At 54.7% G+C, this 24,994-nt stretch carries 21 protein-coding genes; 19 read left to right on the top strand and 2 right to left on the bottom strand.

The window, feature by feature from the left end; genetic code table 11:
* Positions 1–185 precede the first annotated feature (185 nt).
* From SK3146_RS07825 to SK3146_RS07745, 17 genes are all read left to right on the top strand, one after another.
* Complete coding sequence (locus tag SK3146_RS07825) at positions 186–1,637, top strand: ABC transporter substrate-binding protein (protein ID WP_249864552.1); 1,452 nt, start codon at positions 186–188, stop codon at positions 1,635–1,637.
* Between the two features lie 34 nt (positions 1,638–1,671).
* Entirely contained in the window at positions 1,672–3,042 is a 1,371-nt protein-coding gene (locus SK3146_RS07820) for an ABC transporter substrate-binding protein (protein WP_249864551.1), read from the top strand.
* Positions 3,035–3,910 carry a carbohydrate ABC transporter permease gene (locus SK3146_RS07815; protein ID WP_249864550.1) on the top strand — a complete coding sequence of 292 codons (876 nt, stop codon included), beginning with the start codon at positions 3,035–3,037 and terminating at the stop codon, positions 3,908–3,910. Before SK3146_RS07820 ends, SK3146_RS07815 begins: the two co-directional genes overlap by 8 nt.
* Before the next feature lie 13 nt (positions 3,911–3,923).
* The gene (locus tag SK3146_RS07810) at positions 3,924–4,802 is read left to right on the top strand and encodes a carbohydrate ABC transporter permease (protein WP_249864549.1); all 879 of its coding nucleotides are present in this window, start codon (positions 3,924–3,926) and stop codon (positions 4,800–4,802) included.
* 16 nt (positions 4,803–4,818) lie between these two features.
* Positions 4,819–5,961: an efflux RND transporter periplasmic adaptor subunit gene (locus tag SK3146_RS07805; RefSeq protein WP_249864548.1), complete on the top strand. Its 1,143-nt coding sequence runs from the start codon at positions 4,819–4,821 to the stop codon at positions 5,959–5,961.
* 399 nt (positions 5,962–6,360) lie between these two features.
* Positions 6,361–8,544: a malate synthase G gene (locus SK3146_RS07800; protein WP_249864547.1), complete on the top strand. Its 2,184-nt coding sequence runs from the start codon at positions 6,361–6,363 to the stop codon at positions 8,542–8,544.
* Between the two features lie 221 nt (positions 8,545–8,765).
* A complete protein-coding gene (locus tag SK3146_RS07795; protein WP_249864546.1) occupies positions 8,766–9,806 on the top strand; it encodes a LacI family DNA-binding transcriptional regulator in 1,041 nt (346 codons plus the stop codon).
* Positions 9,807–9,976: 170 nt separating this feature from the next.
* On the top strand, positions 9,977–10,393 hold the full coding sequence (locus SK3146_RS07790; protein ID WP_249864545.1) for a VOC family protein: 417 nt from the start codon (positions 9,977–9,979) through the stop codon (positions 10,391–10,393).
* Positions 10,394–10,529: 136 nt separating this feature from the next.
* Positions 10,530–11,804, top strand: a complete 1,275-nt coding sequence (locus SK3146_RS07785; RefSeq protein WP_249864544.1) for an ABC transporter substrate-binding protein — start codon at positions 10,530–10,532, stop codon at positions 11,802–11,804.
* A gap of 45 nt (positions 11,805–11,849) precedes the next feature.
* Entirely contained in the window at positions 11,850–12,731 is an 882-nt protein-coding gene (locus SK3146_RS07780) for a carbohydrate ABC transporter permease (RefSeq protein WP_249864543.1), read from the top strand.
* Between the two features lie 47 nt (positions 12,732–12,778).
* Positions 12,779–13,573 (top strand): carbohydrate ABC transporter permease, encoded by a 795-nt coding sequence (locus SK3146_RS07775; protein WP_249864542.1) that lies wholly within the window; start codon positions 12,779–12,781, stop codon positions 13,571–13,573.
* A gap of 36 nt (positions 13,574–13,609) precedes the next feature.
* Positions 13,610–14,320, top strand: a complete 711-nt coding sequence (locus SK3146_RS07770) for an SDR family oxidoreductase (RefSeq protein WP_249864541.1) — start codon at positions 13,610–13,612, stop codon at positions 14,318–14,320.
* Positions 14,321–14,360: 40 nt separating this feature from the next.
* The gene (locus SK3146_RS07765) at positions 14,361–15,014 is read left to right on the top strand and encodes a ThuA domain-containing protein (RefSeq protein WP_249864540.1); all 654 of its coding nucleotides are present in this window, start codon (positions 14,361–14,363) and stop codon (positions 15,012–15,014) included.
* A gap of 74 nt (positions 15,015–15,088) precedes the next feature.
* Positions 15,089–16,165 (top strand): mannonate dehydratase, encoded by a 1,077-nt coding sequence (locus SK3146_RS07760; protein ID WP_249864539.1) that lies wholly within the window; start codon positions 15,089–15,091, stop codon positions 16,163–16,165.
* 32 nt (positions 16,166–16,197) lie between these two features.
* The gene (locus SK3146_RS07755) at positions 16,198–17,391 is read left to right on the top strand and encodes a Gfo/Idh/MocA family protein (RefSeq protein WP_249864538.1); all 1,194 of its coding nucleotides are present in this window, start codon (positions 16,198–16,200) and stop codon (positions 17,389–17,391) included.
* A gap of 108 nt (positions 17,392–17,499) precedes the next feature.
* Positions 17,500–18,900, top strand: coding sequence for a mandelate racemase/muconate lactonizing enzyme family protein (locus SK3146_RS07750; protein ID WP_249864537.1), 1,401 nt, complete (start codon positions 17,500–17,502; stop codon positions 18,898–18,900).
* Positions 18,901–18,945: 45 nt separating this feature from the next.
* Entirely contained in the window at positions 18,946–19,401 is a 456-nt protein-coding gene (locus tag SK3146_RS07745) for a VOC family protein (RefSeq protein ID WP_249864536.1), read from the top strand.
* 177 nt (positions 19,402–19,578) lie between these two features.
* On the opposite strand, the gene SK3146_RS07740 is transcribed toward SK3146_RS07745, so the two are convergent.
* Both SK3146_RS07740 and SK3146_RS07735 read right to left on the bottom strand, forming a co-directional pair.
* Positions 19,579–20,343, bottom strand: a complete 765-nt coding sequence (locus tag SK3146_RS07740; protein WP_249864535.1) for a fumarylacetoacetate hydrolase family protein — start codon at positions 20,341–20,343, stop codon at positions 19,579–19,581.
* Between the two features lie 212 nt (positions 20,344–20,555).
* Positions 20,556–21,305 (bottom strand): IclR family transcriptional regulator, encoded by a 750-nt coding sequence (locus SK3146_RS07735; RefSeq protein WP_249864534.1) that lies wholly within the window; start codon positions 21,303–21,305, stop codon positions 20,556–20,558.
* 181 nt (positions 21,306–21,486) lie between these two features.
* Between SK3146_RS07735 and SK3146_RS07730 the strand changes: the two genes are divergently transcribed.
* Both SK3146_RS07730 and SK3146_RS07725 read left to right on the top strand, forming a co-directional pair.
* A complete protein-coding gene (locus SK3146_RS07730) occupies positions 21,487–23,805 on the top strand; it encodes a helix-turn-helix domain-containing protein (protein ID WP_249864533.1) in 2,319 nt (772 codons plus the stop codon).
* A gap of 268 nt (positions 23,806–24,073) precedes the next feature.
* Positions 24,074–24,988, top strand: a complete 915-nt coding sequence (locus SK3146_RS07725; protein WP_249866219.1) for an ABC transporter permease — start codon at positions 24,074–24,076, stop codon at positions 24,986–24,988.
* Positions 24,989–24,994: the final 6 nt, after the last annotated feature.

Below are 24,994 nucleotides of genomic sequence, written 5' to 3'. Positions count from 1 at the left end.
CTTGCTGTCGAGCCGGACAACTGCTGCAGATGGTTCATCCATCCGGATTCAGCGAGCGTTTCCCCGCGCAAGCGATTCTTGAAACAATTTGTTTACAAAAGGGAGACAAATTGGCTACATGTCTGTTCTAAGCTTAGAGATATGCCGGACATGAAGACAGTCTGAAATCGAAGGGAGATGTTAAAGTGAAAAAAACAGCATGGCTTGGGCTCGTTCTGAGCGTGCTGCTCTCCGCTTGCTCCGATGCAGGCGGGTACGATGGCAGGGCGGGAACGGCTTCGGATACATCGGCAGGAGGAGCGGAGGCGAATTCGGTCGGACAGGCTTCCACGCCGCCCCGTGCGGAGGATAACGCTCCTTCGATCCAACTGGTTCCGAACGAGCGTGTAAAGCTGGTCGTTGCCACTTATTATTTGAGCGAGCAGGTGAAGGAAGCCGTTAAGAAATACGAGAAGCTGCATCCGAATATCGAAATCGAGCTTCATGCCTCTTCGACATCAGGAGAGAATTTGAACGACGTGTTGAACAAGAGGGAGCAATTCGTCAAGACGAACAACGCGGCCTTGCTGGCCGGAAGCGGACCGGACGTGATCGAGCTCGACGAGCTGCCTTCCGATCAATATGCAAAGCGCCAGTTGCTGGTTGATTTGAACAAGCTGATGAAGCAGGACCCTAATTTTCACCGGGAGCAGTATTTTGACAATGTCCTGGATCATTCGCAGGACAGCGGCAAATTGTACGGCATGCCGCTTTACTTCTCGCTAGTGGGCTTGTTCGGGGATGCGGATGCGATCGAAAAGGCGGGCGTAACCTTCGACGACAGCAAGTGGACGTTAAACGACTTTATCGATATTGCCAAACAATTGAAGCAAAAGGGATCTTACAAGTACAGCTATTCGGAGTGGCCGTCCAATCTGCTTGTCAATATGGTCTCCGAAAATTACGCGCAGCTTGTGTCCGGCACGAACGGGAACGCTTATTTCGATACGGACGCCTTGGCCGACATGATGCGGAAGGTTACAACGCTAGGCGACGAAGAGCTTATCTATAAATCGGTTGAGAGCGGGATAACGAATAAGTTGGATTCCCGAGCCGTCGACAGCAGCGACGTGGACGCTTATTTCTCCCAAATGGAGGTCTATTCGCTTCGCGATGCCGTCGTGCGTTCCCCTTACAAGCATACGAAGCTGTATATCAAGCCGCATCCCGCGAACGCTGGAGACGGCGGCTACTTCAAGCCGTTCGGGACCCTCGGTATCAACGGTAATTCCGCTCATCCGGAGGTAGCCTGGGACTTTATCAAGTTCCTGCTGAACGATGAGAGCGTGCAGTCTTATGTCGGCGAGTTTGACGACAATCCCGGATTTCCATTGAATCGAAGCGTATACGAGCATCAGGCAGACAAGATCAAGAGCGACGGGTTAAAAGACTACGACGACTCCACGGTCAAGGTCGATCCGGCTTTCCTTGAGCAAATGGGCAGCTACTTGTCCAAAGCCGTGAATGCCGTGAGAGGGCCGTCCAAGATTGAAGGGATCGTCGACAAACAGTCGGAGGCGTTCTTCTCCGGCCAGAAGTCGGCAGAAGCAGCGGCGAAGCTTATTGGGAACAAGATTGATCTGCTGCTTAACGAATAAAGAGCGACTTTAAAGGAAGGTGGACCACTTGAAGATGAGAACATCGAGGCTAAGCATAATCTTGACCTGTCTTTCTATGCTGGCGGTGACGGCATGCAGCAGCGGCGGTGCGAAAGACAGTACGCCGCCCGGGGGAGAGAGCCCTCCCTCCGCTGAAGCGCCCAAAGGCGAAGTTCCGCCGTCATCGAACGAGAAGAAGACGATTGTCTTCTCAACTTTCTGGGAGGATGCGCGCTTTGAGGAAGCGAAGCGGAAATACGAAGCGTTGCATCCGAATATTACCATCCGGCTGACGCATGTCGATACGAGCAACTCGACGCTCGAGGCGGATTTGGAAAAATACGTGTCGACAACCGATACGGAGATGCTGGCGGGCAAAGGTCCCGATCTGCTGCAATTGGATGTGCTGTCCCCGGACAACTTCGTCAAGCGTAAGCTGCTGGCCGACATGGGCGAAATGATGGATCGGGATTCAGACTTCCGGAAGGAGGACTACTTCGCTAACATATTGGACAACGCCCGGGTCGGCGGCAAGCTCTATAGTCTGCCGCTTTCGTTCTTCCTGATTGGCTTCGCCGGAGACACGGACGCCATTGCCAAGACCGGTGTCCCGGTCGACGACAAGTCGTGGTCGTGGAACGATTTTATCGTCGACGCGAAGCAACTGGCGGCCCGAGGCGGGCACCGGCCCGCGCTTGTATACAGCGGTCCCGAATACCTGCTGGCAAATCTAGTCACCGACAATTATGACTCCTTCGTCGACGCGGAGGGCCGTAAAGCCAGCTTCGATTCGCCCGCCTTTCTGGATGCGATGAAGCAGGTGAAGACCATGTTCGACGAAGGCGTTGTCAGCTCGCAGGGACGCGAACCCGCCTATTTCTACAATATCCAGATTAATTCGCCTTGGGATTACCTCGTGTCCCTGCGCGAACGGGGAGAGCATATGAAGCTGTACGAGAAGCCTCATGCAGAGGGCGGGGCTGCGGGCGGCTACTTCAAAACTTATCGGGCCGTCGGCATCAGCGCGAACTCCAAGGTGAAGCCGGAAGCGTGGGACTTCGTCAAATTCATGATGTCCGAAGAAGTCCAGACGCCTCCGGAGACAGCCGGCATTCCCATCAACATGAAGGTGTATGCGCAGCAAATTCAGAAACTGAAAAGCGAGGGTATCGTGAAAGCTTACGAGGAAGGTCCGCTGCATGGACAAGCCATCAAGGTCGACCCGGCGATGCTCGACCAGCTGCAGGACTTCGTGAACGGAGCCGTTCATAAGATCGAGTATCAATCCGACAAGGTTGTAAAGATGATCGTCAAGGAGTCTAAAGCGTATTTTGCCGGCCAGAAATCAGCGGAGGAGGTCGCCAAGCTGCTGCAGAACAAAGCGATGACTTATCTCAATGAATAGGCTGAGGCTTCTGCTCCGTACGGACGGCTTCAAGGCTCTCTGGTTTCTGGCACCGAGCGCGGTCGGCTTCTCGATCTTTTATCTCATCCCGTTCGCGCTCGGCCTTGGCGAATCGTTCATGGACGGCGCCGGCGACGGCAAATTCGTCGGTTTGCACAACTACCTGGAGCTGCTGCACAGCAGCTCTTTTCGCAAGGCAACAACCAATACGCTGATCTTCACCAGTATTGGGGTCCCGCTGCTCATTGCGCTGTCCCTGGGCCTAGCCTTACTGCTGAATACGCAGCTCTATCTGCGCAATGCGTTCCGCACTTCCATCGTTCTGCCGCTTGTCGTTCCCGTCGCTTCCACAGTCGTGATCTGGCAAATCTTCTTCGACTGGAACGGGACGTTGAACGAGTGGCTCCATCGTCTTGGAGGCGGGCGAATTGACTGGATGCAATCGGACTGGTCGCTTGGCATCATCGCGATCATGTACATTTGGAAAAACATCGGCTACAACATGGTTCTGTTCCTCGCAGGCCTGCAGTCAATTCCGCGAGATTATTACGAGACGGCGAGCATTGAGGGCGCCGGACCCATCCGGCAGCTGTTCCACATTACGCTGGTCTACCTGACGCCGACCTTGTTCTTCGTCATTCTGATCTCGATCGTCAATTCGTTCAAGGTGTTCCGGGAGACCTACCTGTTAGCGGGAGATTATCCTTACGATCGTCTCTATATGATGCAGCATTATATGAACAACATGTTTGCCTCGCTCGACATTCAGAAGCTGACCGCAGCCGCGACGCTGATGGTCTGCTGCATCGCTTCGCTTGCGATTGGGCTGCTAACCCTCGAACGCAAGTTCCGGGAAAATATGGAGTGACGGGAGGGTTGTCATGCTTACATTCAGGTTCATTACCAAGATCGCTGCAACGCTGATCGTCGGAGCCGTTTCGCTGGCAATGCTGGTTCCGATCGTGCTCACGGTAACCGGTTCCCTGATGACAGAGCAGGAAATCATGCGGAATTACCATGCTCTCGGCCAAATGCTCAATACTTCGCAAGGCGGCGCGGACACTTTCGTCAATTTGAAAATACTTCCCGATTGGCTGTCTTTCGAGCAGTATCTGCAAGTGTTGATCCTGTCTCCGCAATATCTTCGGATGTTCTGGAACTCCGCTGCGCTGGTGTTGCCGATTGTCGTCGGCCAGACCGTCGTCGCAGCGCTCGCCGCTTACGCTTTCGCCAAGCTGCGTTTCTTCGGCAGGGACGGGCTATTCCTCGTCTATCTGATTACGATGCTGATGCCGTTCCAGGTGACGCTCGTGCCGAATTACATGGTTCTCGACAAGCTCGGACTGATGAACCATGAATCGGCGATCATTTTGCCGGGCATCTTCGGCGCGTTCGGCGTTTTCATGATGCGCCAGTTTATGGCCCATATTCCAAACGGTTATATCGAGGCGGCCAGGATCGACGGAGCGGGACTGTTCACGATTTTTCTGCGGATTATCGTACCGCTGGCCAAGCCCGGTCTGGCTGCGCTGACGGTACTCCTGTTCATTGACAACTGGAACATGATCGAGCAGCCGCTTATCTTCCTGGAGGATTCCGTCAAGCAGCCGCTATCTCTGTACCTGGCGCAGATCAACCAGGACGCACGGGGGATCGGCTTCGCCGCTTCAGCCCTCTATATGGCGCCGGCGGTGCTGGTGTTCTTGTACGCGGAGTCCTATTTCGTCGAAGGAATTCAGCTGTCGGGAATGAAAGGATAGATCAGATGTGATGGCAATGGAGGAACCAAATTCCCTTGTAAGAAAACGAAACATACGGCTGCTGGCGGGCCTGTTTGTCGCCCTGCTCGTCGCGCTCACGCTGGGAGGCAACACGATTCGGGCTTTATCGATGCCTAAGGTGATTACGAGCGCGCCGACAGCCGGCTCGCTGGATTACAGCTACGAAGGCACCGCGATAGTGCGTCCGGCGGGGGAACAAGACTTGACGAATCCGGCAGGCTGGAAGGTTCTTAACGTGCTCGTCAAGGTTGGGGACGCGGTCTATAAGGATCAGCCTCTTGTTCAATACGACGACAGCGATGCGCAGGATGAGCTTGCGGAACTGCAATCGGTCTTACAGAAGCTGCAGCTCTCGCTTCCGCAATTGCAGTACAACGTAATAACGGCGATGAAGGGAGAGGACGAAGAGGCTAAGCTTAGCGCTGCTTCGGCCCTGGAGACGACTCAGCTCGATATCGCCGACCAGCAGCGGCGAATTGAGAAGCAGCAGAAGAAGCTGGCGGCAGGCCGCGAGCTGACGGCTCCGGTCGACGGCATTGTCACGGCGGTAGGAGCCGTAGAAGGGAGCGATCCGTCGGGTAAGCCCGACATTCGCCTGTCCGATTCGTCGAAGGGCTTCCGGATCAAGCTGACGGTACCGAACGAGCTTGCGGCCAGGTTCCGAGCGGGCGATACGCTGAAATCGATCTTCCTTGAGGACAGCGGCAAGCAGCCGCTTGCGGGCACTGTCGCGGCCATCGAAGAGGGTGTCGGCAGCGCCGTTGACGACGCCGGCGCTAACGCTGCTTCCGGCGTCAAAACAGCCCCAACTTCTCTTCTCACTGTATCGCTCCATGCTGACGACGGTCTCCTCCAGGGAGGGGAACAGGTCAAAGTAAGCATTCGGAAGTCGGAAGGAGAAAGTCTGCTCCTCGTACCGAAGGAAGCCGTCCATTACGACAGCAAAGGAGCGTTTGTCTATACGATCTCCTCGGAGACGGGACCGCTGGGCAATGCGTATTATGCGAAACTGACCCGAATCGAGACTGCGGGCTCGAACGAGTACGCGACAGCCGTCAAAGCGGGGCTGTTCGAGCAGGATGAGGTCATTGTAGCCAACACAGGCCTGCTCACGTCGGGAACCCGCGTCCGGTATTAGGCTGGACGCTGGGCGGCGGAGCTACTTTCCAGCGAATTCAAGATGTTCAAGGAGATTGACGGCACCGCCTGCAGAATCGGGAATAACGACCGTCTCGCTTTTCACTTCCCCGAACGGCCGGATATCAACAGAATCGGCAGCAGACTTCAGGTCGGATACTAGCGCATGAAGCCTCTGGCTTTCCTCCACGATATGTATGATTCATTCCCTTTTCAAAAAAACACGATCGTTCTCTCCGTTCTCCCGGATCAGCTCCGCGTAGCCGAGTATAGCAAGCTGAAGTCCTTGTTGAAACGAAGGATGCCCACATGGATTGACAACTCGAAGAACGTATGGGAAGATAAGCTTAAGTAAATATATGAACAACGTTCATAATAATGAACACGAAGGAGATGCCCTATGCAATCTTATGTACGAGTAGGCGGCTTGCAAGTCGCTCAAGCGCTGCACGATTTTATTGAAGCAGAGGCTCTTCCGGGAAGCGGCTTGAGCCCGGAATCATTTTGGCGGCAGTTCGAATCGATCGTCTCCGATCTGGCTCCGGCGAATCAAGCTTTGCTGAGCCGGCGCGACGAGCTTCAGCAGACGATTCACGAATGGCATAAACAAAACCGCTCCTCCTTTGACGCCGCAGCCTATAAATCGTTTCTTCGGGATATCGGTTATTTGGAGCCGGAAGCCGAAGATTTCCAAATCACGACCGGGAATGTGGACGATGAAATTGCGCTCCAGGCCGGACCGCAGCTGGTCGTTCCCGTCAACAATGCGCGCTATGCCTTGAACGCGGCTAACGCCAGATGGGGCAGCCTGTACGACGCGCTGTACGGAACGGATGTGATCGGCGAAGAAGAGGGAGCGGGGCGCAGCGGGGCCTATAACCCGATTCGCGGACAGCGGGTGATCGCTTACGGCAGAGCTTTTCTGGACCAAGCGGTGCCGCTGGCCGGCCATTCCCATGCGGAAGCGGCGTCCTACGCGATCCGCGGCGGGCAATTGTCCGTCACTCTGACGAGCGGAGAAACCGCCGGGCTGAAGGATGCGGCCCAGTTTGTCGGCTACCTGGGAGACGCCGAGGCGCCTTCCGCCGTCTTGCTCCGAAATAACGGATTGCATGTAGAAATTCAGATCGACCGCAGTCATCCGATCGGCCAAACCGATGGCGCCGGGGTGAAAGATATTGTGATGGAAGCGGCCGTAACGACCATCATGGACTGCGAGGATTCCGTCGCCGCCGTCGATGCGGAGGATAAGACGGCCGTCTACCGCAACTGGCTGGGCCTGATGAAAGGGACGCTGACCGCTACCTTCAAGAAGGGCGAATCCGTCGTCCATCGCTCCCTGCATCCCGATCGCAGCTACACCTCGCCTGCCGGCGAAACGTTCCAGCTGCCGGGACGCTCGCTCTTGTTTGTCCGCAACGTCGGACATTTGATGACGATCGACGCCATTGTGGACCAAGACGGGCGGGAAGTTCCCGAGGGAATTATGGACGCGGTCATTACCAGCCTGATTGCCAAGCATGATCTGCTGAAAAACAACCCTTACCCCAATTCGCTCAAAGGCTCGATCTATATTGTGAAGCCGAAGATGCACGGGTCGGAAGAAGCGGCGTTCGCCAATACGCTGCTGAACCGCGTAGAGGATATGCTCGGCTTGGAACGCCATACGATCAAAATCGGAGTGATGGACGAAGAGCGCCGCACCTCGCTGAATTTGAAAGCTTGCATCCGCGAAGTCAAGGATCGAATTGTGTTTATCAATACCGGGTTCCTCGACCGTACCGGCGATGAAATGCACACTTCGATGGAAGCCGGTCCGATGATTCGCAAGAACAGCATGAAATCGTCGCGTTGGCTGCAGGGCTACGAGCAGTCGAACGTCAGTATCGGCCTCGCCTGCGGTTTGCAGGGCCGCGCGCAAATCGGCAAAGGCATGTGGGCGATGCCTGACTTGATGAAGGAAATGCTGAAGCAGAAGATTAGCCAGCTGGAAGCGGGCTGCACGACGGCATGGGTGCCTTCGCCGACAGCCGCCGTACTGCATGCGCTGCATTATCATCAAGTCGACGTCAGAGAAGTGCAGAACAGGCTGAAGCAGGCAGGCGCAGACTACACCGATCAAATATTGGAGATACCGGTCAGCGAGAGCCGGGAATGGACGCCGGAGGAGATCGCCCAGGAGCTCGACAACAACGCCCAAGGCATATTAGGCTATGTGGTCCGCTGGGTAGAGCAGGGAATCGGCTGCTCGAAGGTGCCGGACATCAACAACATCGGACTGATGGAAGACAGAGCCACGTTGCGCATTTCCAGCCAGCATATGGCTAATTGGCTCCATCACGGCATTTGCACGGAAGAGCAGATCGTCGCAACGATGAAGCGGATGGCCCGCGTCGTCGACGAGCAGAATGCGGGAGATCCCGCTTACCGCCGGATGTCCGATCATTATGAGCAGTCCGCGGCATTCCAGGCTGCGCTGGAGCTGGTGCTGAAAGGCTACGAGCAGCCGAACGGCTACACGGAGCCTATATTGCACCGGTACCGCAGAGCGTTCAAATCCAAGCCTGCCGCCGCGCAAGCATAAATGCATTGCCAAACCAAACAAGCCAGCCGGGGAAGCCCGGCTGGCTTGTTGCTTGCCATCCTTCGGAACATGAGAAACAACGGAGTTGAGGGAAGATACCTAACCGAGAGGAAATGGATGGTCACAGCAATTTTTAAATTGACACCCTGCAAAAGCTTTGCTAATATAACAATAAACACGCGTTCACAACGTCGGATCGCATGACTGGAGTAGTTAAAAAAATGAAGAAAATCGAACTGAACAGCAAAGAAATCGCGGAAATAGCGGGGGTTTCCCGGAGCACCGTAAGCCGGGTTATCAATAATTATGCCAATGTCCCTCAAAAAACGAGAGAAAAGGTTATGAAGGTCATTGAACAGTACGGCTATACTCCGAACATTTCCGCGCGCACTCTGGCCGGCAAGAAGACGAAAACGATCGGCTTGTTCTTTATCGATCAGTGGCAGTTTTCCAAGGACAGCTCGGCCAACATGCTGATCACCAGCGTGATCGAGAACGCGTCCGCCTTCGGGTATATCGTGCTTACGTCGGTCGTCAGGGATCTTAAGCATCCCGACAGCGTCAAAAATGTGAAAGACGTATTTTATCAGGGCAGCATTACCGCCGGTATCTTCATCGGCGCGGAAAATCATGAGCCCGTCATTGAGGAGCTGATTGCCGAAGGTTTCATCATCGGCGTCCTGGACCAGGTGCTCCCCGGCCGCAACGAGCCTAACCGGATCGTCTATAATTTGAATAACGAGCAGGTAGCGAGGCAAGCGGTGGACTATTTGATGAAGCTGAATCACAAGCGAATCGGCATTATTAACGGCGATCTCAAGAAAGCTTCCGCCAACTTCAAGTTCAAAGGCTTCGTCAGCCAGATGGAGCATCACGGTCTGGAAATTAACAAAGCCTGGATTATGTACGGCCACTACGAAGCCGGCGGATACGAGGCCATGTCCAATTTACTTGCCAATTCCAGCGACCTGCCGACGGCCATATTCGCTTCCAGCGACAGCATTGCTTTTGGAGCGATACGCGCGATTAATGATCGCGCCTTGAAAGTGCCCGACGATATTTCCGTCATCGGCATGAACGATCAGGCGCTAAGCGCTTATTATAAACCCGCGTTAACGACATTTCGCGTCAATTACGACCAGCTAACCGCAGGAGTGACCCAAAGCGTCATTCGCGCGATAGAAAACGGAACCGCAGAACAGTGTGTTATAGCTACATTAGACTGCGTTCTCGTAGAGAGAGAATCCTGCAAAAAGCTTTAATCTTTTTTTTGAACAAAAATAAACGCGCGTTTACAACGTGAATCAATCGGCCTTCTCCCGCTAGATTAACCAAACTAGCGTTTCTATATACGCAGTACTATCGTGAACCAAGGGGAACCAGGGAAAAGGAAAATGGCAATGGGCCAAACAAATTGAAGGAGGACGGCTGTATGATTAAAGGGATTGGGCACAACGCTTACACGGTGAGGGATATGGAGAAGTCTTTGCATTTTTATTGCGATATTTTAGGGTTCCGCAGAATATTCGAGCTGCGCAAGCCGCCGGCGAACGAGCCTTGGATCGAATATTTGAAGGTGAAAGACGGGCAGTTTATCGAGCTGTTTTACGGCGGGATCAAGAAGACGGAAGTGGATATGCAGACCATCGGCTACAACCATCTATGTCTGGAAGTGGACGATATTCACAAGATCGCCGCTCATTTGAAAAGCAAAGGCGTCACCCTCGATGTCGAACCGAAGCAAGGGCTGGATCTGAACTACCAATGCTGGGCGAAAGATCCCGACGGCAACCGCATCGAGTTTATGCAGCTGCATCCGGACAGTCCGCAAGTACAAAGCGGCAAGTAAACAGGCATGGCTGCCGGAAAGTGAAAGCTCTTTCATTCGCATGCCGCTATAAGGCGAGCGGCGCCGCTTCCGCTTTCAGCCGGGAATTCTGCAAAAGTAAGGAATAAGCCGAAACTATATACAAGGGGCGATTAGCATGTCAAATGTAAAAAAATCATACGCTGCGGCCGTTGCGGCGATGCTGCTGGGAACATCATTGGCCGGTTGTTCGGGAGCGAACAGTTCCTCGGGCGGAGCCGGGGCGGGCGGCGCGGACAAACCTGTCGAGCTGACCTTCTGGGATGCGGCATGGAATACGAATACGCCGGCCATCGTGAAAAAATTCGAAGAGAAATATCCGAACATCAAAATTAAAGTGCAGCAGTTCCCCGATAACGGCATGTCGGATAAATATTTGCTCGCTTTGAAGCAAAAGAACGGCCCCGACTTGATGAATATGGCCGTAGACTGGGTCACTCCGTTTGCTGCGACCGGCGGCTTGGCGGCGTTGGACGATCACATCAAGAAAGATCAGGTGGATTTGAACGATTTTTACGACGGCGCGGTATCGGTCACCAAGGTTAACGATAAAATGTATGCGCTGCCTTATCGCGCGGAAACGCACGGATTGATTTTTAACAAAAAACTGTTTGAAGCCGCAGGACTGGACTCGTCCAAGGGGCCGGAAAATTGGAATCAAGTGCTGGACATGGCTCAAAAATTAACGAAAGGCGACGCTTACGGGATCGCTCTTCCCGGAACGAACGTAGGCAACGTGACGACGCAGCTGTTCAACATGATTCAATCTAACGGCGGAAGCATCTTAAATAAGGACAATACGAAATCGGCGCTGACCGAACCGGCCGCCATGGAGATGGTGAAGCTGTATGTGGAGCTGTTCACCAAATATAAGGTCGTGCCGAACAGCATGCTGCAAAATGACGGCGTAGCCAACCGCAACCTGTTCACGAACGATAAGGTCGGCATGTATATGACCGGGATTTACGATCTCGATCCGATCAAGCAAGCCAATGCAAACGCGCAAATGGGCGTGACGATGGTTCCTGCGAATAAGGACCGGAAGACGATTCTCGGAGGCTGGGCCGTCGGCATCCCCGCAGCGAGTAAAAACCAGGAGGCCGCCTGGAAATTCATTCAGTTTATCACTCAACCGGATATTTCGGCCGAGTACAGCGTGACGTTCTCCGCCCGCAAGTCGGCGGCCAGCAACCCCAAATACCAGGACCCGCTGGTCAAACCGTTGCTCGACGCTCTGACTTACGCTCAGCCGCTGCCGCAAATTCCGCAGTGGAATCAAATCAAGCAAATTGTATTCGATCAATTGCAAACGGCTTTAGGCGGAAAAGCAACGCCTGAAGAGGCGATGAATCAAGCTTCCAAAGCAATCGACGAACTTCTTGCCAACAAGTAATTGCAGCAGATCAGACCGGACTGGAAGAGGTGCATATTCGTGCGCATGTTTAGATTTACAAGCAATCCCGGAATGCTTTTTGTCTTGCCTGCCGTACTCGCTATCGCCTGCGTCATGATATTTCCGTTAATTTATACGTTTGTGCTGGGCTTTAACAAGAGCGATCTTTACACCGATGCATGGCAGTTCGTCGGCTTTGCCCAATATGCGGATTTATTTCGCAATGCCGAGTTTCTGGCGTCGATCGGGCATACGTTCGTATGGACGGTTTCCAGCGTTACCTTTCAATTTGCAGTCGGCTTTATGGCGGCGGTGCTCATTAATCAGGATTTTATCAAAATGAAATGGCTGATTCGCATTTGTTTGATGGTGCCTTGGGTGCTTCCCAGCGTCATCAGCGTAAACATATGGAAATGGCTGTACCATCCCGACTTCGGATACATCAACTATTTGCTGAAGACGCTGGGCATTGCGTCGGCGCCGATCAATTGGGTTGCCGACGAGCGTTATGCGATGCTCTCGGCGGTGATCGTCAACGTGTGGAAAATGTTTCCGCTCGTCATGCTGATGATCGAAGCCTCGCTGCAATCGGTGCCTAATGAGCTGAAGGATGCGGCCAAAGTGGACGGAGCGACCGGGATCAGGGAGTTTTTTACCGTCACGGTGCCGCATGTAGCCTCCACCTCGTATACGATCGTCCTGCTGCTTATTATTTGGACGCTGAACGCCTTCACCTTTATTTTCGTGCTGACGGGCGGCGGGCCTGCCAACAGCACCCAAGTGCTGTCGATGTTCATCTACAAAGCAGCCTTCCAAAATTACAACTTCGGCGTAGCCGGAGCAGCCAGCGTCGTCTTGTTCATCATCACGGCTTTATTAAGCGTCATCTACATGAAATATGTGATGAGGGGAGGGGAGAAGGGATAATGCGGAAAAATACGGGAAGCCTTTATACACGGGCGGCGCTCAGTTACTTGGTTTTGCTGGTCCTGATCGTTTTCAGCTTGTTTCCGGCGTTATGGATGTTCGTTACTTCGATAAAAACGTCCGCCGAAAACTTTACCGTCCCTCCCCGCATCATGGTGGAGCATCCGACCTTTGCCAACTATTCGCGGGTTCTGTTCGAAAGCCAAATTCCGCGCGCCTTCCTGAACAGCGTCGTTGTCACGGTATGTGCGACCGCCTTGACGTTAGCGGTGGCCGTTTTGGCGGGTTACGGCTTTGCCAGATACCGGTTCAGAGGATCGCGGGTTCTTTCCTCCGGCTTGCTGTACGGCCAAATGATGCCGGGCGTCGTCATCATTATTCCGCTGTACATGGTATTCAGCAAGCTGCAGCTGATCGACACCTACCTGGCGCTCATCATAGCGGATTTGGCCATCACGATTCCGATGTCGGTCATTATGCTTCGCTCGTTTTTTCAGACGATCCCGAAGGAGCTGGAGGAAGCGGCCAAAATCGACGGCTGCTCCAATCTCGGCGCGCTCGTCCGCATCATTCTCCCCGTCTCGCTGCCGGGTCTGATCGCGGTAAGCGTATACGCCTTCCTTAATATATGGGAGGAGTTCCTGTTCGCGCTGAACTTGACCAACTCCGATACGGTCAGAACGCTGCCTATTGCGATCAACAATTTCAGCGGCGAGTTCGTTATCGATTGGGGAGCGATGATGGGGGCGTCGATGGTCGTTTCGGTACCCGTCATGCTGATTTTCATACTATGCAATAAATTTTTCGTCAAAGGATTGTCCGACGGCTCGGTCAAAGGCTGATATTGTTCCATATAAAAAGAAACGGAGTGATTCACGATGACGGTGGAGAGAAACATATTCATTACCGGCGCCAACCGGGGGTTAGGCTACCAGCTGACCGCCGAGGCCATCCAACGCGGATATACCGTCTATGCCGGCGTACGGTCTCCGGACTCCTGCCCGCCGCTTGATTCGCTGGATCGGGAGGCTCCGGGCCGCATTCGGCGCATTGAATTGGATACCGCCGACGAAGGATCGATGCGCAGGGCCTGCGCGGAGCTAAGCGCTCTGACCCCTTCGCTGGATGCCGTAATCAACAACGCTGCGGTGCTGCTGGAGCGGGACAAGACGCTGGAAGAGCTTGATTTCGATCAGCTTCGCTTAAGCTTTACGGTCAATACGTTCGGACCGATGTACATCATCCAGCAGCTATTGCCCCTTATTTATAAAGGCAATCGCCCGACGATCATTAATATTTCCTCGGAAGCGGGAACGATTCTGAATGCTTTTGCCACCAACTACGCCTACAGCATGTCCAAGACGGCGCTGAATATGTTCACGGAGCGACTGCGTTATTATGTGAAAGATAAGGGGATTGAAGCGTACGCCGTTCATCCGGGATGGATGAAGACGGACATGGGCGGGGCGGAAGCGCCCGGCGATCCGCTGGAGACGGCCAGAGGCATTATGGATATTGTCGATAGAAAAACATCCATTACGAGCAAGATCGGGTTTATTAACTATCAAGGGAAGCCGATGCCGCTGTAACGGCAAACGGCGAACCGAATAAGGAGGGGTGACGGGAGCTATGACAGTCCGTATAACGGCCATTATCGGGGATGTTTTCCATGAAGAGGCGGCGATCCGCGATTCGCTCGAAGCGGCGCTGCGCCTGCAAGGGCTGCTGGATGAGGTTCATATTCGCTACGCGCCATACGATCAGCTGGAGGAATGCTTGGCTGAACGGCCGGCTGCGGTCATTTTATTCAAGGAAGATCGTCTTAACCCGGGCAGCGCCGTAGTAAACCGCTGGATGACTGCGGAGACGGCCGGACGCATTGCGGAGTATGTGCGGCAGGGCGGCGGCTGGCTCGGCTGGCATTCGGGGCTGGCGAGCTTCGAGAACGTGAAAGAATATATCGGCATGTTAAGAGGGCATTTTCTATTTCATCCGCGCGAGCACAGCGAGGTGACTTACAAGGCGGCAAGCAACGGCCTGGGGATTCCCTCATCCGCTGAGTTCTCTTTGCTCGATGAGCATTATTTCGTCGAGTGCGACGAAGCGAATACGAATGTGTTTCTCCGTTCGTCGTCCAGGGACGGCGAGTCCGTCGCCGGATGGTATCACGAGCTGGAGGGAGGGAAGGTGTGCTGCTTCACTCCCGCTCATACGAGAGAAGGTCTGCTGAATCAAGAGCTGCTTGCCGTTCTCGGACCGGTTCTGCGCTGGATCGTAACATAGTTCCGTAACATAGTTCAGGAAGCTTGGGCGTGGCCATTAAAAGTGTGTTGAAAAAAGAGCGGAGGGGGAGAACCGTGAAGCTGGGATTAGGATTAGTCCGCCATATGTTAAACAAAGACAATTTCCGGTTTGCCCGTCAGGCCGGATGCACTCATATCGTTGCGCATTTGGCCGACTACAATAATATGTACGAGCTGCCGGGAACGACGGCGGAGGAATATTACGGCAAAGACCGGAGCAAGGAATATATCTGGTCTTACGAAGGGCTGCTGGAGCTAAGGTCGATGGTCGAGGCGGAGGGGCTGATTCTGCATGCCATAGAAAATTTCGATCCGCTGGATTGGTACGATGTGCTGCTGGACGGTCCCTGCAAATCGGAGCAGCTTCAACACCTGAAGCAAATTGTATATAACGCGGGCCGAGCGGGCATTCCCGTGATCGGCTACAATTTCAGCGTGGCCGGAGTGTGGGGGCGGATTCAGGAGCGCGCGGCCAGAGGCGGGGCGCTGACTCACAGCTACGCAGAGGCCGATGCTTACAGCGGCAATCCTCTGCCCCATGGGCAAATTTGGAATGTGACTTACGATCAAGCTCTTGCGGAACGCGGGCCGGTTCATGTTTCCGCCGAGCAGCTGTGGGAACGGCTGGCCTATTTCCTGCGTGAGATCGTTCCCGCCGCCGAGCAGGCCGGCGTCGTCATGGCCGCCCATCCCGACGATCCGCCTATGCCGACGCTGCGGGGCACGGCGCGGCTCGTGTATCAGCCTGACTTGTACCAGAAGCTGCTGGATCTTGTGCCCAGCGCCTCCAACCGGCTGGAGTTTTGCATGGGGACGATACAGGAGATGACGGAAAGCAGCGTATACGAGGCGATTGAGCGATACAGCTCCCAAAACAAGATCGGCTACGTGCACTGCCGCAATGTCAGAGGGAAAGTGCCGCATTACAGCGAGGTGTTTATCGACGAAGGAGATATCGACATTCTTAGAGCGCTGCGCCTGTTCAAGCAAACCGGCTATGACGGCGTATTCGTGCCCGACCATACGCCGTTAATGTCCTGCGGCGCCCCTTGGCATTCCGGAATGGCTTATGCGCTGGGGCATATCGGCGCGCTGCTGCACATAGTGAACAACGAAGCCGCATCGGCTTGATTATGAATTCGTTAAGCAAAAGGAAGGATACTGTGCGTGAACTGAACGTTGCATTAATCGGCTACAATTTTATGGGCAAGGCTCACAGCTATGCGATCGGCAACGCGGCTTTCTTTTTCCCGCAGGAGGTCAAGCCGGTCAAAAAAGTGATTGCCGGCCGAAATGAGCCCGGGCTCAAGCGAGCCGCCGAGCAATTCGGCTGGCAGGAATATACGACGGACTGGCGCGAAGCCGTCGGCAGAAGCGACATCGACATCGTGTGCATCGCTACCCCCACCTCGTCGCATAAGGAAATCGCCGTTGCCGCCGCCAAGGCGGGCAAGCATGTGCTGTGCGAGAAACCGCTCGGTATGAATGCCGGCGAAGCGAGACAAATGTGGGAGGCGGCCCATCAAGCGGGCGTCATTCATATGATCGGTCATAACTACCGGCGGGTTCCGGCGATTGCGCTGGCCAAAAAGCTGATCGACGACGGCAAGCTCGGGGATATTTACCATTTTCGCGGCGTATATTTGCAGGACTGGTTATCCGACCCTGCTGCTCCGATGAGCTGGAGATTGGATAAGCGAATCGCGGGAGCGGGGGCCCACGGCGACTTGAATGCCCATTTAATCGATTTGGCCCGCTATCTCGTCGGGGATATGGAGAGGGTGGTCGGCATGGAGAAAACCTTCGTAACCCGGCGGACCAAGGCGCTTGGAGACAAGCCCCCGCACGGCGAAGAGAACGAGGAAGCGGATCGGCTGGAAGACGTTACCGTCGATGACGCTGCGGCCTTCCTCGCCCGATTCAAGAACGGCGCGCTCGGCACCTTCGAAGCGTCGCGCATGGCCGGCGGAAGGAAAAACCATGAGCGGATTGAAATCAACGGAAGCAAGGGCTCGCTGGCGTTTCATTTCGAGCGAATGAACGAATTGGAGTTCTGGTCCCGGGAGGATGATCCGAAGACGCAGGGCTACAGGACGATCCTGGCGACGGAAGAGGTTCATCCGTATATGCAAGCCTGGTGGCCTCCGGGCCATCCGCTTGGTTATCAGAATACATTTGTCAACCAATTCGCCGATTTGATCCGCGCCATCCTGGCCGGTGAACAGGTGCAGCCTAATTTTTATGACGGCTGGATGTGCAATCTGGTGCTGGACGCGGTGAGCCGGTCCGTACAATCCTTAACCTGGGAGCATGCGGAACCCGCTGCAGCCGAATTGCATGAAACCGCCGGGCGGTAATCGGCACGATCGGCGGGAGACGACTCCGGGCCCGTTTCAGCCGGCACGGTAGTGCAGGGCGTGAGAGCCCAAGGCGACTTCTTCAAATCATTTCAGGAGGCATACTACATGTCAGATCAGTTCGAATCGACGCTGCATCACGTCAATACCTATTCCAAACCATCCGAACTCAAAATTACCGATATGCGATTTGTGGATTTGGCAGGTGCCCCCATGCATTGCACGCTCGTCAAAATTTATACGAACCAGGGAATTACCGGGATCGGAGAACTCCGGGACTTTGGAAGCCGCACTTATGCAGCGATGCTGAAAGGCCGCCTGCTCGGCGAAAATCCTTGCAACGTAGATAAGCTGTTCCGCAGAATCAAGCAGTTTATGGGCACGGGAAGGCAGGCGGGCGGGGTCGCCGGCATCGAAATCGCATTATGGGACCTCGCCGGCAAAGCTTACGGCGTTCCCGTCTACCAGATGCTGGGCGGGAAATTCCGGGATGCCGCGCGCGTCTATTGCGATCTTGGGGTCAATACGCCCGGACTCCGAAGCGACGGCTATTCGATGGGAAAACGCTTGAAGCAGTTCGCGGACGAGAGCGGCTTTACGATGGTGAAGGCGGTCCTGGGCGTCGAGACCCTGCAGGCGCTTTACCCCGAGGAGGAATTGATCTCCGCTCCCGGCAGTTATGTGGAAGAGCTGCGGCAGGCTGCGCAATACAATTTCGAGTTTATTAGAAACCGCCGGGATACCCCGTACGGCCCGGAATTTCAGAAGCGCAACCGCGCCTACGACTTGGTCAACACGCAATCTCCTTATACGCTGTTCCGGATGACGGAGCGCGGCTTGGACCGGTACGAAGAAGAAGTAGCGCATATGCGCGATGTTCTGGGGTATAAAATGCCTTTGGCGATAGATCATCTGGGCTACTTGAATGTGGAGGATGCCGCGCGTCTATTGCGCCGTCTGGAGAAATACAATTTATTGTGGGCCGAAGATATGCTGCCCTGCACCTATACGGAAGAGTACAAGCGGCTAAGCATGCTGACCTCGACGCCTCTGGCGACCGGAGAAGATTTGTCGACGCTGGAAAGCTTCGAAGAGCTGATCGTAAACCGGGCGGTGCCGATCATTCATCCGGACATCTGCTCTTCCGGCATCTATGAGACCAAGAAGATCGGCGATTTGGCGCAGCGGTATCATGTGGCGATGGCGATGCATATGTGCGAAACGCCCGTTGCGGCGCTGGCGACCGCGCATATGGGCGTCGCCACCGAAAATTTCGTCGCTACCGAATTTAACGCGCCGGATGTTCCCTGGTGGGACGATATCATTACCGGCTTCGGCGGAAAGGTGATTCAGAACGGATTCATCCGCGTTTCCGGCAAGCCAGGGCTCGGCTTCGACGATATTAACGATGAAGTGATCAAGGATCACTTGATGCCCGGCTTTCCCGATATGTGGGCTTCCACCGACCATTGGAACACGGAATATTCGAACGACCGGCTTTTCAGTTAAGGAAGCCGCTTCGTTCATCATATTGACGCTAGGGAGAGGACGCGAATGGATACCAACTTGCTCGGAACGCAGGTGATCGCGCAGATCGGTATTGTAGTCCGAGATATCGAGAAGACGTCGCAAGCATACGCCGATTTTTTCGGCGTGGACAATCCCGGATGGAGCCTTACGGCAGCGGCGGACGCCGCGCAGACCGAATACCGGGGGCAGCGCACGGAGGCGCGAGCCAAGCTGGCCTTTTTTCGCTTGGGCTCGCTCCAGCTTGAGCTGATCGAGCCGGATGAGCATCCCAGCACTTGGCGGGAATATTTGGATGAGCATGGCGAAGGCCCTCATCATATCGCTTTTATTATTGAAGGAATGAAGGAGAAAGTGATGACGCTGGAGCGCAGCCGGATGCCCCTGCTGCAGAAAGGGGAATATACCGGAGGCAGGTACGCATATATCGATGCGCTGAAGCCGCTCAAAATGATTATCGAGTTGCTGGAAAACGACCGGTAAGCGGGAAATCCCGGGGCCGTTCCCGGCCGTGAGGCGTAACTACAGCAGCAAGGCCGAGGGTTGTTCTCCTGGAGAACAACCCTCTTCGGCGCAGCTTCGGGCGATTGCGGGCGGCCCGAGTGGCAACCGGGCGGCCCACCGGAGCGGGAGACCGCCCGAAGCGCTCGCGCAGCCCCGTCAATCCGCGGCCTGCACCGGATTGATCAGATGGCCGATGCCGTCGATGAAGCAGTCGACGACATCGCCGCCTTGAACCGCTACGGCCCCCGGGGGCGTGCCGGTCAGGATGACGTCGCCGGGCGACAGCGTCATAAACCGGCTGATGAAGGCGATGAGCCGATCGACGGGCGTAATCATTCGCTCGATCGGGCTGTTCTGCTTCGGCACGCCGTTCACGTTCGATTGAATGCGCGCGCTGCGGTAATCGAAATCCGTCTCGATCACCGGGCCGAGCGGGCAGAACGTATCGAACGACTTGCCGACGGTCCAATGCCCATCCGGATGATAATAGCCGGAGGCGCTCATGTCGTTGGATACGGTAAACCCGAAGATGACGCTGCCGGCATGTTCGGCCGGGACGTTCCTGGCGGTCTTGCCGATGACGACGGCCAGCTCGGCTTCGTATTTGACCGGCTCGGGAGCTTGCGGGAGAACGATCGCTTCGCCCGGTCCGATCACGCTGGTCTGCGGCTTGAAGAACAGCACGGGCAGCTCGGGAGCCGGGGGCTTGACCGCATCGTCGGCGGCGAAATTTTTGCCGACGCCGATAATATGACGGGGAGCGAGCGGCGCCTTCAATATGGCCTTGCTCAGCTCAAACTGCCGGCCGGTATAAGCCAGATCGCCGAACATATCGCCCGCAAATTCGCGGATGATCCCGGATTCTACGGTTCCGCTGCGCACATCCGTTTCGCCGGCTAGAGTAAATCGTACAAATTGCATATACTCACCTCATCGAGTTCATTATTATGAACATGGTTTTAAATAATGTATAATCTTATCTTCCTATACATGAAGCGGGATGTCAATCCTATTTTGACCGACAACCGCAAAAGAAAAAGCCCCCTTCCGCGCGGTTCGGCGGAAGGAAGCTTTCGGACTTAAGGACGTCTTATCGTTTACAGCAAGCAACAAGTAGCGCGGGCTTCCGGGGCTTACCTTGTTTGCGACATTTGCTCGGCCAGATGCAGGATCGCCTGGGCCGCCTCGGACCGCTTCTGCTCCCAATGATGCAACGGCATGGAACAGCTGACCGCCACCATCGCCTCTGAGCCGCGGCGACGCACCGGCGCGGCAACACAGCAAAATCCCATGACGCCCTCCTGAATATCGGTTGCGTAGCCTTGCCGGCGGATTTGCTCCAGCTCCCGGAGCAGCGTTTCGCGCGAAGCGATCGTATGCGCCGTCACCTGCGGCAGCTTCTCCTCGGTCCAAATCTGCCGCACCTGTTCGTCGCTCATCCCGGACATGAGCGCTTTGCCGAGTCCCGTCGCATGAGCCGGGAAGCGCGCGCCCGGGCCCGAAACCATCTGGACCGGAGAAGGGGCTTCGATCTTCGACAAGTACAGAACCTCGCTGCCCTCCAGCTGGGCGAGCTGCACGGATTCCATCAGCTTGCGCATCACCGGCTCGGCCAGCCTGCGGAATTCTTCAATGACGTCGTACTGCCGGAAATAAGCGCTGCCCAAGCTGCCCATCACCGGACCGAGCGCATACGTATCGTTGCGGTCGCGTATGATCCACTCCAGCCGTTCCAGCGAGGCAAGCAGCGAGAACATCGTGCTCTTGCTGATGCCGAGCTGCCGGGACAAATCCGATAGCTTCCACTTGAGCGGCTCCGCGGCCAGCAGATGGAGAACGGCGTTAGCCCGATCCAAGGCCGGCACGGCATATTTTTGCTCCATAATATCCCATCCTTTTCCATCCTGTTCATTATAATAAACAATAGTTAAATTTGATCTTAGCACGCCCCCTTCTTAACGTCAATGCGCATACCGGCGAACCGGCCGGCTGAACAAATGTTGATGACGGAACGGAAACTTTCGGTTAGAATAAGACTCATTATTGGGGATCAGGGGGTGTGAAATGTACCGGCTCAACAGTTACCAAGCGAAGCTGCTGCTGTTTAGTACATGCATAAGCACGATTCCGATCGTATTGCTCGGCTTTTTGCTGTATTTCAAATCTTCGCAATCGATTCAGGACAAGGTGAATGAAGGCAACCGGCATATCGTGGAGCAGACGCGGCTGCGCGTAGAGCAGGTGCTGCACGGCGTGGATTTGTCGCTGCAGCGGCTCGTCGACAATAAGGAAATCATGCAGTCGATGACGCAAAATTTGACGCCCGCGGACTTTCAGTTCGAGCAGGAGATCGCCTCCAATCTGAATCAGATTCAGCGCTTCGACTTCGGTCTCTACGACGTGGCTCTGGTCGGCTTGCAGAACGGCTGGATATTGAGCAACTACGGACTGCAAGATGTAAACGCTATCAAAAACCGCGGCTGGATTACGCAGTACGTCAATATTTCCGGCAATTCGTACTGGGCCGTCGAGGAGAGCAGTCTGGCCCGCGCGACGACCATTTCCAACGAACGCTTCATTCATTTGGTGAAAAAAATTCCGGTCATTTCCGATCGTCCGCTCGGGCTGCTTATCGCCGAAATTTCCACGCATGAGCTGTTTCGCATGCTGCCGCAAAACAATTCGCTCGGCGAAATTTTTATTTTCGACTTGGCTAACGGTCTGCTTGCCAAGCAAAACGAACTATCGCCGTATCCGGTCGGCGAGCTGCAGACGCTGATTCACGGCCTCGATCTGGAGTCGGGCGCTGCGGGCAACGTATCGGCCGAGCTCGGCAGCCACAAGGTCGGCGTAGAGTACCAGAAATCGGCTTATAACGATTGGCTGTACGTTTCGATCATTCCGTACGACCAGATCCGCAAGGAGGCTTGGCGGACAAGCTGGACGACGCTGCTCGGCTGCCTGGGCCTATTGTTCGTGGCAAACTTTTTCTCCATCCAATATTCCCGGCGGCTGTACTCCCCGATTCAGCGGCTGTACGAAATCTGCTTCGCCGATATCGGCCGGAATTCCCAAGAGACGCCCCGTAGCTTGACGAGGGAGGGCGACGAATTCGCCGTTATCAATCGGAACATTACGCAGCTGCAGGACGTGCAGAGCCGGATGACGCAGCAATTGAACGGCCAAATCCGCCAGCTGGAGGAGCTGTTCGTGCTCAAGCTGGTGCAGGGCGAATTTCCGCTGAAGGAGATCAAAGAGAAGCTGTCGATGATGGTCTACGACCCTCCGCTGGAGCTGGAGTGGATGAGCGTCATGGCGCTGCAGATCGATTCCCTTAAGAAGACGCGTTATGATGAGAAAGACCGCGAGCTGCTGCAGTTCGCCGTCAACAATATGGTCAGCGACATCATTCCGAAGAAACGCTGCCTGCTGCCGACCATTTTGCAAAATCATCAGATCGTCATAGTGCATACCGACCAGCCGGATTTGGACGAGTTCAGGCAGTTTCTGACCGTGACGGCGGAGCGCATCGAGCGGGAGCTGCACCGGTATCTCGGCCTCCCCGTCAGCATCGGCATCAGCCGTCCTTACGGGCAGCTGGCGGCGGCGGGCCCCGCATTTGCGGAAGCGAAAGAAGCGCTGAAGCACGGGCTTGTGTCCGGCAACACGCCTATTTTGTATTACGATAATTTGGCGCAAAGCAATCATCAGGCGATTTTGTTTCCCGGAGAAACGGAACGAAGCCTGCTTGCGGCCATCCAATATGCGGAGAGAGAGAAGATCGAGCCGCTGGTGGAACAATTTTTCATGGAGATTACGAAGCAGGGGGGCAATTATATCGATTTTCAGGCATCCTTCCTGCGTTTATTCGCCGACCTGATCCGCCTGCTTCACGAATCGGATTTGCAGCTGCAAACCGTGTACGGAGAAGAACATATGCTCTTCCAGCAATTATTTACGTTTCATAAAGTCGATGAGATTAAGGACTGGTTTAAAACGAGAATGATCGAGCCGATGCTGCCTTGCTTCGAAACGCGCAAACAGTCCGGCCAGCGGCAGCTGGCAACGGACTTGATCCGGATGATCGAGACGGAGTACGATACGGATCTTACGCTGGAGCAGTGCTCAAGCCGGCTGCACTACCATCCGAATTACGTCAGCCGGGTGCTCAAGCAAGAAGCCGGCATGAACTTCAGCGATTACTTGGCGCATTACCGCCTGCTTATGGCCAAGCGAATGCTGGTGGAGACGGACGCCAAAATCGCCGATATCGCCGAAAAGCTGCGCTACCACAACTCGCAAAACTTCATCCGCTATTTCCGCAAAATGGAGGGGATCACGCCGGGGAAATACCGCGAGCAGCATGCGAACGACCCGAAATGAACCCTGAAGCCGTCCCTCGCGTTTGGTTGGATAGTGATTATCGATCGGTTGGATAAGGATTATTACGGAACCCGGTGTCTTAAGATACGGGGTTCTTTGATTGTGCGGCTAAAGATTCTGGAAAGCCATCCGGGGCCGTGATATCGTGAAATACAGCAAGACCGATCCGCATAAGCAACATCTGCAAAACAAAGCACATCATACGAGATGGGGGATGAAGTTGTACGGCGAAGGCGAAATTGCAAAAAGTGTAAAAAGCGCGCAATGGATGCGGGCAAGATCGGCATTAACGAAGCGGATGCTGAAAAACCGCTGGCTCTATTTTATGCTGCTGCCCGGGCTGATCTATTTTTTGTTATTCAAATATTTGCCGATGTGGGGCGTGATGATCGCCTTCCAAAATTACTCGCCGTTCGAAGGCTTTTGGGGCAGCGAATGGGTAGGCTTCGCTCATTTCAAAGCGTTTTTCGCGGACCCGTCGTTCGGCCTTATTTTCCGCAACACCGTCATTTTGGCCGTCTACAATCTGCTGTTTTTCTTCCCTCTGCCCATCGTGATCGCCCTGATGCTGAACGAGCTGCGGGCGGAAATGTACAAGCGGTTTGTTCAGACGATGATCTACATTCCGCATTTCATTTCCTGGGTCGTCGTCGTCGGGATCGCGTATATATTGTTTACGCCGGAAGGCGGCATCATCAACAATATATTGATGCAGTTGGGAATCGGCAAAGTCGATTTTCTGCTGAGCAACGAATGGTTCCGGACGATGGTCATCGGCGAAGTGATGTGGAAGGAAACCGGTTGGGGCACGATTCTTTTTTTGGCAGCGCTTGCAGGCGTCGATCCGCAGCTCTATGAAGCCGCCCGGATGGACGGAGCGAGCCGCTGGCAGCAGCTGCTTCACGTCACGCTGCCCGCCATCAAGAGCACCGTCGTCATTTTGCTTATCTTGAGGCTAGGCAATTTTATGGATTCCGGCTTCGAGCAAATTTTTCTGATGCTGAATCCGATGAACCGCGAGGTCGGCGAAGTGTTCGACACCTTCGTATATACGAGCGGGCTGCAGCAAGGGCAGTTCAGCTATGCGACCGCCTCGAACCTGTTTAAATCGGTGATCGGCATTGTGCTGGTCGTCGGCTCCAACTATTTGGCCAAAAAAGCTGGCGAAGAAGGCATTTATTAACCGTGA

Origin of the sequence: Paenibacillus konkukensis (genome assembly GCF_023523925.1) — a bacterium.
In the GTDB taxonomy this organism is placed as follows: domain Bacteria; phylum Bacillota; class Bacilli; order Paenibacillales; family NBRC-103111; genus Paenibacillus_S; species Paenibacillus_S doosanensis.
This window is presented reverse-complemented; position numbering and strand designations above follow the sequence as displayed.